The organism is Geodermatophilus tzadiensis (assembly GCF_003002915.1).
Taxonomy (GTDB): Bacteria; Actinomycetota; Actinomycetes; order Mycobacteriales; family Geodermatophilaceae; genus Geodermatophilus; species Geodermatophilus tzadiensis.
Window position 1 is genome coordinate 169,081 of sequence record NZ_PVTG01000011.1, and the last position, 15,582, is coordinate 184,662.

Here is a 15,582-nt window from a genome sequence, read left to right on the forward strand (position 1 = left end):
GTGGGCGGCCCGGGCCGGTGCGACGTCCGGTGCTACTGGGTGGCGGCGGTGCGCCAGCCGCCCTGGTAGGTCTCCCGCGCCATCTTGGCGTAGGGGACCGGGCTGACGATGGCCCGGACCTCGAACTGCTCGTGCGGCTCGACGGTGGTCTTCTTGCTGCCCCCGTCGGGCTCGCCCCAGATCACGCGGACCTCGGCGCCGTGCGGCACCTCGGGGCTGATGGTGGCCAGGGACAGGCCCTTCTTCTCGTTGGCGGAGATGCCGGTGAACATCGACAGGCCCAGCACCGTGCCGTCGGCGTCGACGACCGAGTCGAAGTTCGACGACCCGTAGTTGGCGTTCGGCAGGTCGAAGTACTGGTACCTCGCGCCCTCGACCGGGGAGGACAGCAGCTTGGCGAGGTCGTCGGAGTTCCACTCCAGGGTGACCTTGCGGCGCTGCGCGTCCTTGTCCAGGGCCTCGAGGGCGTCCCGGCCGACGAAGTCGTGGTCGAACTTGACGAAGGGCCCGTAACCGAGGTCCCACGGGTTGGTGTAGTAGTCCTCGATGTCGTCGGACACGAAGCTGCCGGCGATCGCGTTGGTCGCCTCGTAGCTGTCGGCGCCGAGCCACTCCCGGTAGGGGCGCAGCTCCTCGCCGGTGTAGACGGCCGGCAGCGGCGAGGGGATCCAGCCCGACTCCAGGGTGTTGGTCGAGTAGGCGCGCGAGCCGACGGGCTCCAGGCCGAACTCCCGGCCGGCCTCGAGGATGGCCTCGCGGATCCGGTCGTAGCTCTCGTAGGGGCCCCAGATCTCCAGGCCGGGCGCGCCGGCCATGCCGTGCCGCAGCGTGCGCACGGTCTCCCCGGCGATGTTCATGGTGCTCATCCGGAAGAACTTCAGCTGCTCGAGCTCGCCGCCGTGGAGCTTCTCGATGATCGGCCAGGCGTTGGGGCCCTGGATCTGGAAGCGCCACAGGTCGCGGGTGACGGCCTTGCCGTACGGCCGCGAGGGGGACCGGGGGTCGTTGCGGATCTCGACGTCGTAGCCGCCGGTCTCGCCCTTGAACTGCAGCCAGTTCGCGCCCGGGGCCCGGCCGACGTAGACGTACTCCTCCTCGTCGAGGCGGAAGAGGATGCCGTCACCGATCACGTTCCCGGCGGGGGTGACGGGGACGAACTGCTTGGCCATGTTGACCGGGAAGTTGGCCACGCTGTTGATCCCGGTGTCCGAGATCAGCTGGATCGCACCCGGGCCGCGCATGAACAGGTTGAACATGTGGTGGCTCTGGTCGAAGAGCACGGCGGTCTCCTGCCACGCCTTCTGCTCCCGACGCCAGTTGGTGAACTCGGAGGGGACGACCGGGTAGATGTAGGCGCCCAGCTGGGAGTTCCGCAGCAGGCCGACCGTGTCACCGGTCTGGTCGAGGAGTTCCTGGAGGTTCTTCGCGGTCATGTCCGTCCGTTCTCGTCGGGGGTCACTTCTGCGGGTCGGCCCGTCACCTGGTGGCCGCGGGTCGGCTCCCGGGGGCGATCCGGCCGGGGAGGTCGGGCTCCTGGGTCGGTCGGGGCTCCCGTCGTCCGGGATGTCGTCCGCCACGTCGCCGGCGGACGGATGGGGGATCGCCGGGTCGCCTGCAGCGTAGAGCCGCGGCTGTGCTCCGGCACACAGCCATCCGTCACCCCGCCCCGGCCGTTGCGGCCGCTCGGCGTGCGTCGGATGACGAGGTGTCCGGGTCATTTGACGTATTCGTCGGGCCGGACGGGCTCCCGGGAGCGACGCCGCCGGCCGCATCGGTGAGAGTGGCGTGGTGCGGACCACGGAGGGCGCGGGCGGCGGCGCCGGCCACGACCAGGTGCCCGGCCCGCCCGCAGACCCGGCTCCCGGCCCTGCCGGCCGGGGCCGGACCTCCTGGGGTGCCGTCGCGGGCCTCATGGGCGCCGGGGTGGTCGCCGCCGCGCAGATCGGCGGCGCCGCGGCCGCCCTGCCGGTCCTCGACGACGAGTTCGGGCTCGGCTCGACCACCGCCGCCTGGTACCTCTCGACGGTGAGCGCCCTGGGCGCGGCCGGCGGGATCCTGCTCGGGTGGCTGGGCCAGACGTGGGGGTTCGGCCGCCAGGTCCGGCTCGGCCTGCTCGCGATTGTCGTGGCCGACCTCGGTGGCGCGGTGGTCGACTCCCTGGCGGGACTGCTGGTCGCGCGGGTGGCGGAGGGGCTCGGGCTCGTGATGGTGATCCTCGCGGCGCCGCCCCTGCTCTCGGAGGTGTCCGCCCCGGCGCACCGGCGGCTCGTGGCCGGCACCTGGGGGGCCTACATGCCGGTGGGGTCCGGTCTGGCGGCGCTGCTCGTGCCGCCCGCGATCGCGCTGGTGGGCTGGCGGGGGGCGTCGGTCGCCGACGCCTGCCTGGCGGCAGCCGTCCTCCTGGTGGTCCTGCGGTGGGTGCCGTCCGTCGCGGGGCGCGGGCGGGCGTCGGTCGCAGGGCTGCTGGGCGCGGTCCGCTCGCCGTCCGTCCTGCTCATCAGCGTCGTCTTCGGTCTCTACTCCTCGCAGTACCTGGCCGTGGTCGGCCTGCTGCCGGCCGCGCTGGTCACCGGCGAGGGGCTGCCGGTCACCACCGCGGGCCTGGTGGGTGCCGTCGTCTTCCTGGCGAACGCGCCGGGCAACCTCCTCGGGGCCTACCTGCTGCACCGGGGAGCGCGTCTGCGGTGGGTGATCCCCGCCGGGTGTGCCGGCATGGCGGTGACCGTGTGGGGGGTGCTCGACCCGGCGTTCCCGCTGGTGCCCCGGGTCGCGTCGGCGATCGGCTTCTCGTTCGTCGCCGGACTGGTGCCGTCCGCCCTGTTCGCCGGCCTGGCCGCGGTGTCGGGGGGCACCCGGTCGGCCGGCGCCGCCATCGGCCTGGTCACCCAGGGATCGGGCATCGGGCAGCTGCTCGGCCCGCCGCTGGTGGTCGCCGTGGGGACGGCCGTCGCCGTCGGGGCGGCCCAGTCGGCCCTGGTCTGCTGCTTCGCCGGCCTCGTCGCGCTCGGCGCCGTGCTGCTGCCCCGGGGCGAGCGGATCCGCTGAGGGTCCGCCGGTGGACCCTGGCGCGACGCCACCGGACCGGCGGACGGCGGCCGCGGGGGGCGGCCCCGGGCCGGCGTTCGGAACGCTCGCGCAACTTCCGCGCCAAAATCGTTGTCAATCTCACGCCGGGTCCGTAGGTTCCGTCGGCGAGCTGCGGTCCGCAGACCGCAGCGACGTGGCAACGGCGGGAGACGCTCGATGGCAGCTGAGCTGACGCTGCAGGACGTGAGTCTGCAGTTCGGCGGCATCAAGGTGCTGCAGGAGGTGGGCTTCGTCGTCGAGCCGGGCCAGATCTTCGGCCTGGTCGGACCCAACGGCGCGGGCAAGACCTCGCTGTTCAACTGCATCAGCGGGCACTACCGGCCGACCTCGGGCACCGTGCGGATCGACGGCGCCGAGGTGCAGGGCGCGCGTCCGGCGACGCTCGCCGGTCACGGCCTGGCCCGGACCTTCCAGCACCCCGCGCTGCAGCTGCACGCGACGGTGCTGGAGAACGTGCTGCTCGGTGCCCACTCCCGGCTCCCCGGCGGACCGCTGGAGTGGGCGCTGCGGCTGCCGCGCGCGCGGCGCGCGGAGCGGGAGCTGCGCGCCGAGGCGCTCGAGCTGCTGGAGCGCAACGGCCTGGGGTGGGCCGCCCACCTGCCGGCCGACGAGCTGTCGCACGGCCTCCACAAGGGCGTCGAGCTCTGCCGCGCGCTGCTCATGAAGCCGAAGCTGCTGCTGCTCGACGAGCCCGCCGCCGGTCTCCCGCACGCCGAGGTGGAGACGTTGATCGCGACGGTCCGGCGCCTGCGGGAGGAGGACGACATCACCGTCGTCATCGTCGAGCACCACATGGGCCTCATCGCCGCCCTCACCGACCGCGTCGTGGTGCTCGACCACGGGGCGAAGCTCATGGAGGGGACGGCCGCCCAGGCGCAGTCCGACCCCCGGGTCATCGAGGCCTACATCGGGAAGGACGCCGCGGATGACGCTGCTTGAGCTCGAGGGCGTCACCGCGTCCTACGGCCCCGTGCAGGTGCTGGACGGCGTGTCGCTCCGCGTCCCGGACAACGGGGCGGTCGGCATCCTCGGCGCCAACGGTGCCGGCAAGACCACCACCCTCCGCGCGATCAGCGGCACCGTCCGCGCCGGTGGCCGCATCGTCTTCGACGGCAAGGACATCCGCGGCCTGCGGCCCGACCGGGTCGCCGCCCTCGGCATCGCGCACGTGCCGGAGGGCCGCGGCACGCTCGGCGACCTCACCGTCCGCGAGAACCTGCGGGTCGGTGCCTACCTGCGCAAGGACGCCAAGGGCGTCGCGCAGGACATCGACTACTGCCTCGACCTGTTCCCCAACCTGCAGAACCGCATCCGGTCCAACGCGTCGGCCCTGTCGGGCGGCGAGCAGCAGATGCTCGCGGTGGCACGGGCGATCATGTCCAAGCCGCGGCTGCTGCTCCTCGACGAGGCCTCGCTCGGCCTCGCGCCGAGCACCGCGAAGAACGTCTACGACGCGATCCGGCGGCTGCGCATCGAGTCCGGCATCGCCATGGTCGTGGTCGAGCAGAACGCCAACCTCGCCTTCACCCTCGTCGACAGCGCCACGGTCCTGGAGACCGGACGGAACGTGCTCACCGGCACGTCCGCCGAGCTCAGGGGCATGGACGAGATCCGTCGCGCATACCTGGGAGGTTGATGTGGACAAGTTCATCCAGCTCGTCGTCGACGGCCTGTCCACCGGCTCGGTCTACGCCGCGCTCGCCCTCGCGATCGTGCTCGTCCACCAGGCGACCGGCCTGATCAACTTCGCGCAGGGCGGGCTGGCCGTGCTCGCCGCGTACGTCGCGTGGTGGCTGACCAACCAGGGCGTGCCGCTGGTCCTGGCGATCCTGCTGTCGATCGTCTTCTCCTTCGCGCTCGGCGCCCTGGTCGAGCGGTACCTGATGCGGCGGTTCGAGCGCGGCGACCCCGACACCGCCGTCGTCGTCACGATCGGCCTGCTGACCCTGATCACCGGCGTCGCCGGGTGGCTCTGGACGTACAACAACCAGCAGTTCCCGTCGCTGTTCTCCCTCGAGACGGTGTCGCTGCTCGGCGTCTCGGTCAGCATCCGCTCGATCGGCACCACGCTCGCGATCGTCGTGGTCATGGTCCTGCTGCAGGCCCTGTTCGCCGGCACGAAGCTCGGCCTGGCGCTACGGGCCGTCGCGGTCAACCCGCAGTCCGCGGCGTTCTCCGGACTCCCCGTCGGCCGCCTCCTCATGGTCGGCTGGGGCCTCGCGGCGGCGCTCGGCGCCGTGGCCGGCGCGCTCGTCGCGCCGCAGCTCACGCTGACGCCGGGGATGCTCGACAACGCCCTCGTGTACGCACTGGCCGCCGTCATCCTCGGCGGCCTCACCAGCCCGGTCGGCGTCGTCGTCGCGGCGTGGATCATCGGCGTGCTGGAGAACCTGGCGGCGGTGTACGTCGGCTTCATCGGTTTCGACCTGAAGGTCGCCGTGCCGTTCATCCTGATCTTCGTCGTGCTCATCGTCCGACCCCAGGGCCTCTTCGGCCGGAAAGTCGTGGTGCGCGTGTGATGGCCCGTGTCGTGGAAGCCCCGGCGTCGTCGGCGGCCTCGTCCTTCCGCCGGCGCCCGTGGGTGCGCAGGGCCGGACCGCTGGTGCTCCTCGTCGTGCTCGTCGCGCTGCCCCTCATGCTGCCGGAGGGTGCCAACGACACGCTCGCCCGCATCGGCGTCTTCGCCGTCGCCGTGCTGGGGCTCAACGTCGTGATGGGGTACACGGGGCAGGTCTCGCTCGGCCAGATCTTCTTCCTCGGCCTCGGCGCCTACGTCACCGCGTACGGCGTCACGAACGACTGGAACATCGTCCTGGTCTTCGTGCTCGCCTGCCTGGTCCCCGCCGTCGTGGGGCTGGTGGTGGCACTCGCCGCGGCGCGTCTCGGCGGACTCGCCATCGCGATGGTCACGATCGCCCTGCCCATCGTCGGTGTCCCGCTGGCCAAGCGGCTGAGCGACTACACCGGCGGCTCGCAGGGCCTGTCCGCGCGCTTCACCGACGCGCCGGAGGGGACCGGGCTCTACGACGACCAGTGGCAGCTGTACCTGGTGTTCCTCATCGGCGGCACGGTGTTCCTGCTGACGCGCAACCTCGTCCGCGGCCGGTACGGCCGGGCCTTCGCGATCGTCAAGGGCAACGAGAACGTGGCGTCGTCCATGGGCATCTCGCCGTACCGGTACAAGGTGCTGGCGTTCACGATCGCGTCGCTGATCGGCGGCGTGAGCGGGTTCCTGTACATGGTCGTCGTCCAGTACACCTCCCCCGAGACCATGAGCTTCGGGCACTCGATCGAGCTGCTCGTCGCGATGGTGATCGGCGGCGCGGCGAGCATCGTGGGCTCGATCCTCGGCGGTGCGTTCTACGTGGTCGTCCCGGACCTGACGAACGCCATCGACCCCAGCCTCACGGCGCTGCTGCAGGGGGCGCTCCTGCTGGTGGTGCTCTTCCTCCTCCCCGGCGGCCTCGCGTCGCTCCCCCGTGCGCTGACCCGCGGACGGCGGCGCTCGCGCGCCGGTCGCGGCCCCGCCGCACCCCCGACCACTCCGTCATCGACCACCGGGTCGGGCACCGCGGCGGAGGAACCCGAGACAGAGAGGCAAGGTCACGCATGAGGAAGCACCTTCGATCGCGGAGGGCGCTCGGCATCGCCGTCGCGTCGGCGGTCGCGATCACGCTCCCGGGCTGCGCCCGCGAGGTGGGTGGTGGGGGCGACGGTGGTTCCGGCGGTGAGGCCAGCCCCGGCATCACCGACGACTCGATCACGCTCGGCATCACCACCCCGCTGAGCGGTGCCACCGCGGGGCCGGGCACCTGCACGGTCGCCGGCATCACCGCGTACTTCGGCGCGAAGAACGCGGAGGGCGGCGTCGAGTTCGGCGACGGGAAGACCCGCACGGTCGAGATCGAGGCGCTGGACGACGCCTACGACCCGCAGCAGGCGGCGGCGAACTACGACCAGCTCAAGGACGAGGTCTTCGCGATGACCGCGGGGCTGGGCACGCCGACGAACCGCGCCTGGCGCGACGCGGCGATCGCCGACGAGGTGCCGCAGGTGCTGATCATGACCGGCGACCCGCTGTTCAGCGACGCCGAGGAGAGCCCCTGGCAGCTCGGCTTCGTGCCGATCTACCAGAACGAGGGCGAGGCCTTCGGGGAGCTGCTGGCGTCGTCGGGCCAGGACCACAAGGTCGCGATCCTGTCGCAGAACGACGACTACGGCGAGGGCTACGTCGAGGGCTTCACGTCGGCCATCGAGGGCGCGGACAACATCGAGGTCGTCGAGCAGCTCACCTACGAGGCGACCGACACGTCCGTCGACGCGCAGATCACCCAGCTCGCCGCCAGCGGGGCCGACGTCGTCTTCAACGCGATGTCCCAGGTCCCGCTCGTGGTCTCGGCGCTGCAGAAGGCGCAGCAGCTGAACTGGAAGCCGAGCTGGTTCCTGCCCTCGAACACGTCGAGCCCGGGGGCGGTCCTCGAGCCCGGCGGCGGCGCGGCGTTCCCCGGCATCTACTCCGTGTCGTTCGCCAAGGCGCCGGCGAGCCCCGCGTTCGCCGAGGACGAGGACGTGAAGGCCTACCTGGCCGCCCTCCCGCAGTACGGCAACTACCCGGACCCGCCGGCGTTCCCGCACTGCCAGTGGAGCTGGATGGTCGGCGCGACGCTCGAGCAGGCCTTCTCGGAGATGACCGAGCCGACCCGGGAGAACTTCATGGAGGCGCTGCGCTCCATCGAGGACTTCCAGGCGCCGCTCATGCTGCCGGACACGACGGTGAACACCACCGAGGACGGTCAGCCCGCGGTGTCGACGGTGGTCGTGCAGAAGTACAACGGCCGCGGCTACGACACGGTCGAGTCCTTCGAGTGACACCGGCGTGACGCGCGGGGGCGGCTCGTCCGCGGACGAGCCGCCCCCGCGTACGGCGGGCGCCGCGGTGCCGGGCGGACCGGTCTCCTCGAGACACCGCGTCGGAGGTCCCTACGGTGAGCGGGGGGTCCGGGTGACCGGCACGGGGGCGCACCTGCTCCGCGGCGTGCAGGCCCGGCGCGTCGTCGAGCAGCGGCTGCGCGAGGACATCACGCGCGGCGCCGTCGTGCCGGGGCAGCGGCTGGTCGAGCCCGAGCTGGGCGAGCGGTACGGCGTGACCCGCAACAGCGCCCGGCTGGCCCTGGACGTGCTGATCGCCGAGGGCCTGGTCGAGCGGATCCCCCACCGCGGGGCCCGGGTGCGCGTCGTGTCCCCGTCCGAGGCGGTGGCCATCCTGGAGTGCCGCCAGGTCCTCGACGGACTGCTGGCGCGCAAGGCGGCGCAGAACGCGACGGTCGGGGAGGTCGACCGCCTGCGGGCCACCCTGGAGCGGATGCGGCGGGCCGTGGCGGACCAGGAGGTGCTCGTGTACTCGGCGCTGGTCCAGGAGCACCACCGGCTGCTGCGGGAGTCCGCGCGCCAGCCCATGGCGTCGTCGCTGGTCGAGGGCCTGCAGAGCCGGATCGCGCGCCACCAGTTCCGGTTCCTGCTGCGCCCGGGGCGGGCCCGGCAGTCGCTCGACGGGCTGGCGCGGGTCGTCGACGCCGTCGCGGAGCGCCGGGCCGACGCCGCCGAGTCGGCCGCCCGGGCACACCTGCAGGCGGTCATCGACGCGGTGCTGCAGGAGTCGACGGAGAGGTAGCCGGCGGGCGGCGGTCCGGGGGGACGACGATTGCTCACAAGATTGTTGGCAATCCGGTCCGCTGGGGTTACGGTGCGGCCATGGCGTCCGCGGCCCAGGAGACGGCAGAACACGCCCTCCGTGTCGCGATCTCCCGCGGTGACATGCCGCCGGGGTACCGGCTGGTCGAGGCCGAGCTGGTCACCCGGACCGGGGTGAGCCGCAGCGCCGTGCGGCTGGCGATCGACGCGCTGGCCGCGGAGGGCCTCGTCGAGCGGATCCCGAACAGGGGAGCCCGGGTGCGCGTCGTCTCCACCGAGGAGGCCGTCGCCATCACCGAGTGCCGGATGCCGCTGGAGGGCCTGCTCGCCCGCAAGGCGGCCGAGCGGATCACCGACGCGGAGGCCCACCGGTTGCGCGCGCACCTGGAGACCATGACCGCGGCCGTCGGGTCCGGCGACGTCCAGGAGTACTCCGAGCTCATCCAGCAGCTGCACGCCCTGGTCGGCGAGGCCGCGCGGCACCCCATCGCGGCGGACCTGGTCGGCCGGCTGCAGGCGCAGCTCGTCCGCCACCAGTTCCGGCTCTCGCTGCGGCCCGGCCGTCCCCGTGTGAGCCTGGCCGAGCTGACCGAGCTGGTGGACGCGATCACCGGCCGGGACCCCGGCCGGGCCGAGGCCGCCGCGACCGCCCACTTCCGCAGCGTCATCGCCGCCCTGTCCGAGCCCAGCCCCTCCGGAGGACCCGCATGAGGACCGTCGTCGTCACCGACCCACCGCGTGCCGACGCGGCCGACGCCGCCCGGCTCGGCGAGTTCGGCGTGGCCACCGTGCACGAGGCCCTGGGCCGGGTCGGCTACCTGGGTCCGGAGCTGCGGCCGGCCTGGCCGGGGGCGCGGATCGGCGGCACGGCGGTGACCGTGCTGTGCTGGCCGGGCGACAACCTGATGATCCACGTGGCCGTGGAGCAGTGCCGGCCCGGGGACGTGCTGGTGGTGGCCACCAACTCGCCGTCCACCGACGGGCTGTTCGGTGAGCTGTTCGCGACCGCGCTGGCCCACCGCGGCGTGCGCGGGGTCGTGCTCGGGTGCGGCGTGCGCGACGTGGCCGAGCTGACGGAGATGGGCTTCCCGGCCTGGTCGCGGGCGGTGAGCGCCCAGGGCTCGGTCAAGGCGACGGCGGGCGCGGTGAACGTGCCGATCGCGCTGGGCGGCCAGACCGTCCACCCCGGGGACGTCGTGGTCGCCGACGACGACGGCGTCCTGGTCGTGCCGCGCGCCGACGTGCCGCGGGCGCTGACCGCGTCGCAGGCGCGGGTCGACAAGGAGGCCGCCAGCCGCGCGGCGTTCGAGCAGGGCGAGCTCGGCCTGGACCGGTACGGCCTGCGCGAGCGGCTGGCCGGCTTCGGCATCGAGTACGTGTCCTACGAGGAGCACGTCAGGGAGCGGTGATGCACTACGACGACACCGGCGTCCGCTGCACCATGCTGCGCGGCGGCACCTCGCGGGGGCTGTTCTTCGAGGCGTGTGACCTGCCCGCCGACCCGGCCGCCCGCGACGACCTGCTGCTGCGGCTCATGGGCACGCCCGACCCGCGGCAGATCGACGGCCTGGGCGGCTCCACCCCGCTGACGAGCAAGGTGGCGGTCGTCTCGCCGTCCGACGACCCCGAGGTCGACGTCGACTACCTCTTCCTGCAGCTCGGCGTCGACCAGCCGACCGTGAGCGACAAGCAGAACTGCGGGAACGTGCTGGCCGGCGTCGGGCCGTTCGCGGTCGAGCGCGGGCTGGTCCCGGCCGGCGACGGCGAGACCAGCGTGCGGATCCGCATGGTCAACTCCGACAGCGTCGCCGTCGCCACCTTCCCGACGCCCGGCGGCCGGGTGGAGTACCGCGGCGACGTGGCGATCGCCGGCGTCCCCGGGACGGCGGCGCCGGTCGTGCTCGGGTTCACCGACACCGAGGGGTCGACGACCGGCGCGCTGCTGCCCACCGGGCACGTGCGGGACACCGTCGAGGGCATCGAGGTGACCTGCGTCGACAACGGCATGCCCGTCGTCCTGGTGCTCGCGGGGTCCTTCGGGCTCACCGGGCACGAGTCGCACGAGGAGCTCGCCGCCGACGCCGCGCTGCTGGAGCGGGTCGACGCGTTCCGCCGGAAGGCGGCCGAGCTCATGGGCATGGGCGACGTCGCCACCGCGTCGGTGCCCAAGACGGTGCTCCTGTCCGAGCCGCGCGACGGCGGCCAGGTCTGCACCCGCTCGTTCATCCCGGTGCAGCCGCACAGCTCGATCGGCGTCCTCGGGGCGGTCAGCGTGGTCACCGGGATGCTGCTGCCCGGCGCCGTCGGCCACGAGCTCACCGCCGGCTGGCCGGCCGGCACGTCCCGGGTGGACGTCGAGCACCCGACCGGTCACCTGGTGGTCGACGTCGTCGTCGACGGCTCGGTCACCCCGCCGCGCGTCGTCCGCTCGGGCGTCGTCCGCACCGCCCGCAAGCTCTTCGACGGCACCGCCTTCCCCCGCTGACCCGTCGCCCCGACCAGAGGAGATCCCCGTGCCGCCGCTCCACGACATCGCGCACCTCGCGCACGTCGAGCTGTTCACCCACAAGCCGGAGGAGAGCCTCGACTTCTTCGTCCGGTACCTCGGCATGACCGAGAACGGGACCTCGGGCGACTCGGTGTCGCTGCGTGCGTGGGACGACTACGAGAACACCACCATCAAGCTCACCGCCGCGGCGCGGCCCGGCGTCGGCCGGACCAACTTCCGCGCGAGCACGCCGGAGGCGCTGCAGCGGCGGGTGGCCGCGATCGAGGCGACCGGGCTGGGCCGGGGGTGGGAGGACGGCGACCCCGGCTACGGCCCGGTCTACGTCTTCACCGACCCCGACGGCCACGAGATGGGCGTCTACTACGAGACGGAGTGGTACCGGCCGACGGGCGACCTGGTGCCCGCGCTGAAGAACCAGGCGCAGGCGTACCCGGGGCGCGGGGTGAGCGTCCGGCGGATCGACCACATCAACTTCCTGGGCGTCGACGTCGTGGCCAACCGCGACTTCGCGCGCGACACCCTCGGCGGGATGGTCACCGAGCAGATCGTGCTCGACGACGGGGTCGCCGGCAGCTGGACGACGTTCACGAACAAGGGCTACGACGCGGTGTGGACCCGGGACGCCACCGGCACCTCCGGGCGCCTGCACCACCTGTCCTTCGCCGTCGACAGCCGGGACGACATCATCCGGGCCGCCGACCTGGCGCTGGAGCACGGCGTCCACATCGAGACGGGGCCGCACAAGCACACCATCCAGCAGAGCTTCTTCCTCTACGTCTGGGAGCCGGCCGGCAACCGGATCGAGCTGGACAACCCGGCCGCCCGGCTGGTGTTCGCCCCCGACTGGCAGCCGATCGACTGGTCGGCCGAGGAGCGGGCCAAGGGCCAGGCCTGGGGCCTGCAGACCATCTCCACCTTCCACACCCACGGCACGCCGCCGGTCGAGCCGGAGCAGGAGGAGACCCGGGACAGCGACCTCGAGGGCGACGCCTGGGGAGCCGCCCGGTGACCGTGCGCATCGCCGTCCTCGGACTGGGCGAGGCCGGGTCGGAGATCGCCGGCGACCTGGTCGCCGCCGGTGCCGACGTCCGCGGCTACGACCCGAAGGGGATCACCGTCGACGGCGTCGACCCGCGTGACAGCGAGGCGGCGGCGGTCGCCGACGCCGACCTGGTGCTCAGCGTCAACAGCTCGCACGACGCCCTGACCGCGGTCAGCAACGCGCTGCCCGGGCTGCGCCCGGGGACCGTCTGGGCCGACCTGAACACCGCCTCGCCCGGGGTGAAGGTCGCCGTGGCGGACGCCGTCGGGGAGGAGGTCCCCGTCGCCGACGTCGCCCTGATGGCGCCGGTCCCCGGCAGGGGACTGCGGACCCCGATGCTGGTCTCGGGCCCGGCCGCGCAGCGGTTCGCCGAGGTCGTCGCGGCCCTCGGGGCCGAGGTCACCGTGCAGCCCGGCCCGGTGGGGGAGGCCATCGCCCGCAAGCTGCTGCGCAGCGTCTTCTACAAGGGGCTGGCGGCCGCCGTCGTGGAGGCGCTCGCGGCCGCTGAGGCCGCCGGCTGCGCCGACTGGCTGCGCGGCAACATCAGCGCCGAGCTGGCCGGCTTCGACGACCGCACCATCGACCGGCTGGTCGACGGCACCCACCGGCACGCCCGCCGGCGGGCCGACGAGATGGCCGCGGCCACCGAGCAGCTGGCGGAGCTGGGGGTGGCCCCACGGGTGGCGGCCGCCGCCCGCGACCTGCTGGCCGAGCTGCGCGACGCCCAGGAGGGAGCGGCGTGATCATCGACTGTCACGGCCACTACACCACCGCCCCGGCCGCGCACACCGCGTGGCGCGAGGAGCAGGTGGCCGCCTGGCGGGCCGGGACGACACCGCCTGCCTACCCGACCATCAGCGACGACGAGATCCGCGAGACCATCGAGGGCAGCCAGCTGCGGCTGATGGACGAGCGGGGCATCGACGTCACGCTGTTCTCCCCGCGGGCCTCGGCGATGGCCCACCACGTGGGCGACGCCGCGGTGAGCCTGGAGTGGGCCCGCCGGAGCAACGACCTCGTCCACCGGGTGACCACCCTCTACCCGGACCGCTTCGTCGGCGTCTGCCAGCTGCCGCAGTCGCCCGGTACGCCGATCGAGGAGTCGATCGGGGAGCTGCGCCGGTGCGTGGAGGAGCTCGGCTTCGTCGGCTGCAACCTCAACCCCGACCCCAGCGGCGGGTTCTGGACCTCACCGCCCCTGACCGACCGCACCTGGTACCCGTTCTACGAGGCCATGGTCGAGCTCGACGTCCCGGCGATGGTGCACGTCTCCGGCTCGGCGACGCCCTACTTCCACGCCACCGGCGCCTACTACATCAGCGCCGACACGACCGCGTTCATGCAGCTGGTCCAGGCCGACCTGTTCACCGACCTGCCGGGGCTGCGGCTGGTGATCCCGCACGGCGGGGGAGCGGTGCCCTACCACTGGGGCCGGTACCGGGGACTGGCCGACATGCTGGACCGGCCGCCGGTGGAGTCCGCCGTCATGGGCAACGTCTTCTTCGACACCTGCGTCTACCACCAGCCGGGCATCGACCTGCTGCTCGGCGTGGTGGACACCCCGAACGTCCTGTTCGGCTCGGAGATGGTGGGGGCCGTGCGCGGCATCGACCCGCGGACCGGTCACCACTACGACGACACCCGCCGCTACGTCGACACCGCGTTCGCGAACGGGCTCATCGACGAGCAGGCGCGCACGGCGGTGTTCGAGGGCAACGTCCGGCGCGTGTACCCCCGTCTCGCCGCGGCGCTGGGGGACACCGGACGCTGACCGGGGCGGGCCGGCGGGGCGGGTCAGGGAGTCTCGGGGACCCGCAGGTGCGCGATCGCGACGTCGAACTCACCGGTGTCGACGACCTCGATGCCCAGGGCGGGGGCGAACTCGTCCCGGAACTCGCGCGCACCCTCGCTCGCCTGCTCGAGCTCGGCCCGGCTGTCGTAGGACACGGCCGCCACGGCGAGTCCCTCGTCGCGGCGCACCATGACGCTGACGCTGCAGAACCCGGGCAGGTCGTCGAGCTTGGGCATCAGCGACAGGCGGACGGCGTCCACGGCCCGGTGGACGTCGTCCGGCTCGGTGCGCAGCCACGTCACGCGGGACACCGACCCCGAGTGGGCCTCGTGCACCCGGTGCATGGCGGCGATCTCCCACTCCTGCACCTGGGGGGTGCCGCCGAGGATCTCGGCGGTGCGCTGCGCGTACGGGCGGACGTCCTCCCGGCTGGACCGCAGAACGTCCTCGTCGCGCCAGGACGTGGTGACGATGCAGCGGCCCGTGCCCGCGTCGGCCAGCATCGACAGGCCGGCGCAGCCGTCCATCCGCCGGACCGCCGGCATGACCTCGTCGCGGACGTGGGCCGTGGCCGGCTCCACCGACCGCGGGTCGCCGTCGATCACCGTCGACCGGGCGTGCATGCTCGTCACTCGTCCTCCTGCTCCGCGGGGCGGCGCCGCACGCGGGGCGGCACCGCAGCGCACAGGGTGCCAACCGCCGCGCGGGGGCAGCAAGCCGTCCGGGACCCCGACCAGGGGGTCGAGACAAATGTCCCCTCCAGCCCGCGACGACCGGGCCTGTGGCCGTCGCCGCCGGCTCGTCAGGATCGGGGACCCCCGGGCCGTCCGGGCCCGAACCGCACCGCACCAGCGCGCTCCTGCCGGACCGGTCGAGGGAGCGCACCCGAGGAGACGCAGTGCCCGATCCGACCGCCGGCGCGACCACCGTCCGGCAGGAACTCCTGCTCCCGCGCTACGTGCGTGAGCCCGAGGCGTTGCGGACGCCGGTGGGGTTCCCCGAGTACCGCAGCACGGGGTTGCGGGCGCCTCTGCGCACGCCGGTGGACCTGCCGCACCGGCTGACCGAGGTGACCGGTCCGGTGCTGGGGGAGGACCGGGTGCTGCCCACCGACGCCGACCTCACGTGGCGCAACGGCGGCGAGGCGGTCGGCCAGCGGATCCTGGTGCACGGGCGGGTGCTCGACAGCGACGGCCGCCCGGTGCCCGGCGCGCTGGTGGAGGTGTGGCAGGCCAACGCGGCGGGGCGGTACCGGCACGTGGTGGACAACTGGCCGGCGCCGCTGGATGCGCACTTCGACGGGCTGGGCCGGGTGGTCACCGACAGCCTGGGCCGCTACGAGTTCCTGACGATCAAGCCGGGGGCCTATCCGTGGGGCAACCACCACAACGCGTGGCGGCCGGCGCACATCCACTTCTCGCTGTTCGGGCGGGCGTTCACCCAGCGCCTGGTGACGCAGAT

The 15,582-nt window shown here is 73.3% G+C and carries 16 protein-coding genes; 14 read left to right on the forward strand and 2 right to left on the reverse strand.

Annotation, left to right across the window (positions count from 1 at the left end; translation table 11 throughout):
- Positions 1 to 32: 32 nt before the first annotated feature.
- Positions 33 to 1,433, reverse strand: coding sequence for a vanillate/3-O-methylgallate O-demethylase (gene ligM, locus LY71_RS15240; RefSeq protein WP_106279047.1), 1,401 nt, complete (start codon positions 1,431 to 1,433; stop codon positions 33 to 35).
- Between the two features lie 355 nt (positions 1,434 to 1,788).
- Between ligM and LY71_RS15245 the strand changes: the two genes are divergently transcribed.
- The 13 genes from LY71_RS15245 (at position 1,789) to LY71_RS15305 (ending at position 14,100) form a co-directional block, all read left to right on the forward strand.
- Complete coding sequence (locus LY71_RS15245) at positions 1,789 to 3,045, forward strand: MFS transporter (protein ID WP_146146156.1); 1,257 nt, start codon at positions 1,789 to 1,791, stop codon at positions 3,043 to 3,045.
- A gap of 198 nt (positions 3,046 to 3,243) precedes the next feature.
- A complete protein-coding gene (locus LY71_RS15250; RefSeq protein ID WP_106279051.1) occupies positions 3,244 to 4,026 on the forward strand; it encodes an ABC transporter ATP-binding protein in 783 nt (260 codons plus the stop codon).
- Complete coding sequence (locus LY71_RS15255) at positions 4,013 to 4,723, forward strand: ABC transporter ATP-binding protein (RefSeq protein ID WP_106279054.1); 711 nt, start codon at positions 4,013 to 4,015, stop codon at positions 4,721 to 4,723. Before LY71_RS15250 ends, LY71_RS15255 begins: the two co-directional genes overlap by 14 nt.
- A gap of 1 nt (position 4,724) precedes the next feature.
- Positions 4,725 to 5,606, forward strand: coding sequence for a branched-chain amino acid ABC transporter permease (locus tag LY71_RS15260; RefSeq protein WP_106279057.1), 882 nt, complete (start codon positions 4,725 to 4,727; stop codon positions 5,604 to 5,606).
- Positions 5,606 to 6,700: a branched-chain amino acid ABC transporter permease gene (locus LY71_RS15265; RefSeq protein WP_106279149.1), complete on the forward strand. Its 1,095-nt coding sequence runs from the start codon at positions 5,606 to 5,608 to the stop codon at positions 6,698 to 6,700. The genes LY71_RS15260 and LY71_RS15265 overlap by 1 nt, the downstream gene beginning before the upstream one ends.
- Positions 6,697 to 7,956: an ABC transporter substrate-binding protein gene (locus tag LY71_RS15270; protein ID WP_106279059.1), complete on the forward strand. Its 1,260-nt coding sequence runs from the start codon at positions 6,697 to 6,699 to the stop codon at positions 7,954 to 7,956. Before LY71_RS15265 ends, LY71_RS15270 begins: the two co-directional genes overlap by 4 nt.
- A 133-nt stretch (positions 7,957 to 8,089) precedes the next feature.
- Positions 8,090 to 8,758, forward strand: a complete 669-nt coding sequence (locus tag LY71_RS15275; RefSeq protein ID WP_245887926.1) for a GntR family transcriptional regulator — start codon at positions 8,090 to 8,092, stop codon at positions 8,756 to 8,758.
- 80 nt (positions 8,759 to 8,838) lie between these two features.
- The gene (locus LY71_RS15280) at positions 8,839 to 9,489 is read left to right on the forward strand and encodes a GntR family transcriptional regulator (RefSeq protein ID WP_106279061.1); all 651 of its coding nucleotides are present in this window, start codon (positions 8,839 to 8,841) and stop codon (positions 9,487 to 9,489) included.
- Positions 9,486 to 10,187, forward strand: a complete 702-nt coding sequence (locus tag LY71_RS15285; RefSeq protein ID WP_106279063.1) for a 4-carboxy-4-hydroxy-2-oxoadipate aldolase/oxaloacetate decarboxylase — start codon at positions 9,486 to 9,488, stop codon at positions 10,185 to 10,187. Before LY71_RS15280 ends, LY71_RS15285 begins: the two co-directional genes overlap by 4 nt.
- The gene (locus LY71_RS15290) at positions 10,187 to 11,263 is read left to right on the forward strand and encodes a 4-oxalomesaconate tautomerase (RefSeq protein WP_106279153.1); all 1,077 of its coding nucleotides are present in this window, start codon (positions 10,187 to 10,189) and stop codon (positions 11,261 to 11,263) included. Before LY71_RS15285 ends, LY71_RS15290 begins: the two co-directional genes overlap by 1 nt.
- 28 nt (positions 11,264 to 11,291) lie before the next feature.
- Positions 11,292 to 12,296: a VOC family protein gene (locus LY71_RS15295; RefSeq protein ID WP_106279065.1), complete on the forward strand. Its 1,005-nt coding sequence runs from the start codon at positions 11,292 to 11,294 to the stop codon at positions 12,294 to 12,296.
- Entirely contained in the window at positions 12,293 to 13,072 is a 780-nt protein-coding gene (locus LY71_RS15300) for an NAD(P)-dependent oxidoreductase (RefSeq protein WP_106279067.1), read from the forward strand. Before LY71_RS15295 ends, LY71_RS15300 begins: the two co-directional genes overlap by 4 nt.
- Complete coding sequence (locus LY71_RS15305; protein ID WP_106279069.1) at positions 13,069 to 14,100, forward strand: amidohydrolase family protein; 1,032 nt, start codon at positions 13,069 to 13,071, stop codon at positions 14,098 to 14,100. Before LY71_RS15300 ends, LY71_RS15305 begins: the two co-directional genes overlap by 4 nt.
- Positions 14,101 to 14,123: 23 nt before the next feature.
- On the opposite strand, the gene LY71_RS15310 is transcribed toward LY71_RS15305, so the two are convergent.
- Positions 14,124 to 14,744, reverse strand: a complete 621-nt coding sequence (locus LY71_RS15310; protein ID WP_106279155.1) for a hypothetical protein — start codon at positions 14,742 to 14,744, stop codon at positions 14,124 to 14,126.
- Between the two features lie 275 nt (positions 14,745 to 15,019).
- Between LY71_RS15310 and LY71_RS15315 the strand changes: the two genes are divergently transcribed.
- The coding region (locus tag LY71_RS15315; protein ID WP_211297362.1) for a dioxygenase family protein at positions 15,020 to 15,582 on the forward strand (563 nt) is incomplete at its 3' end.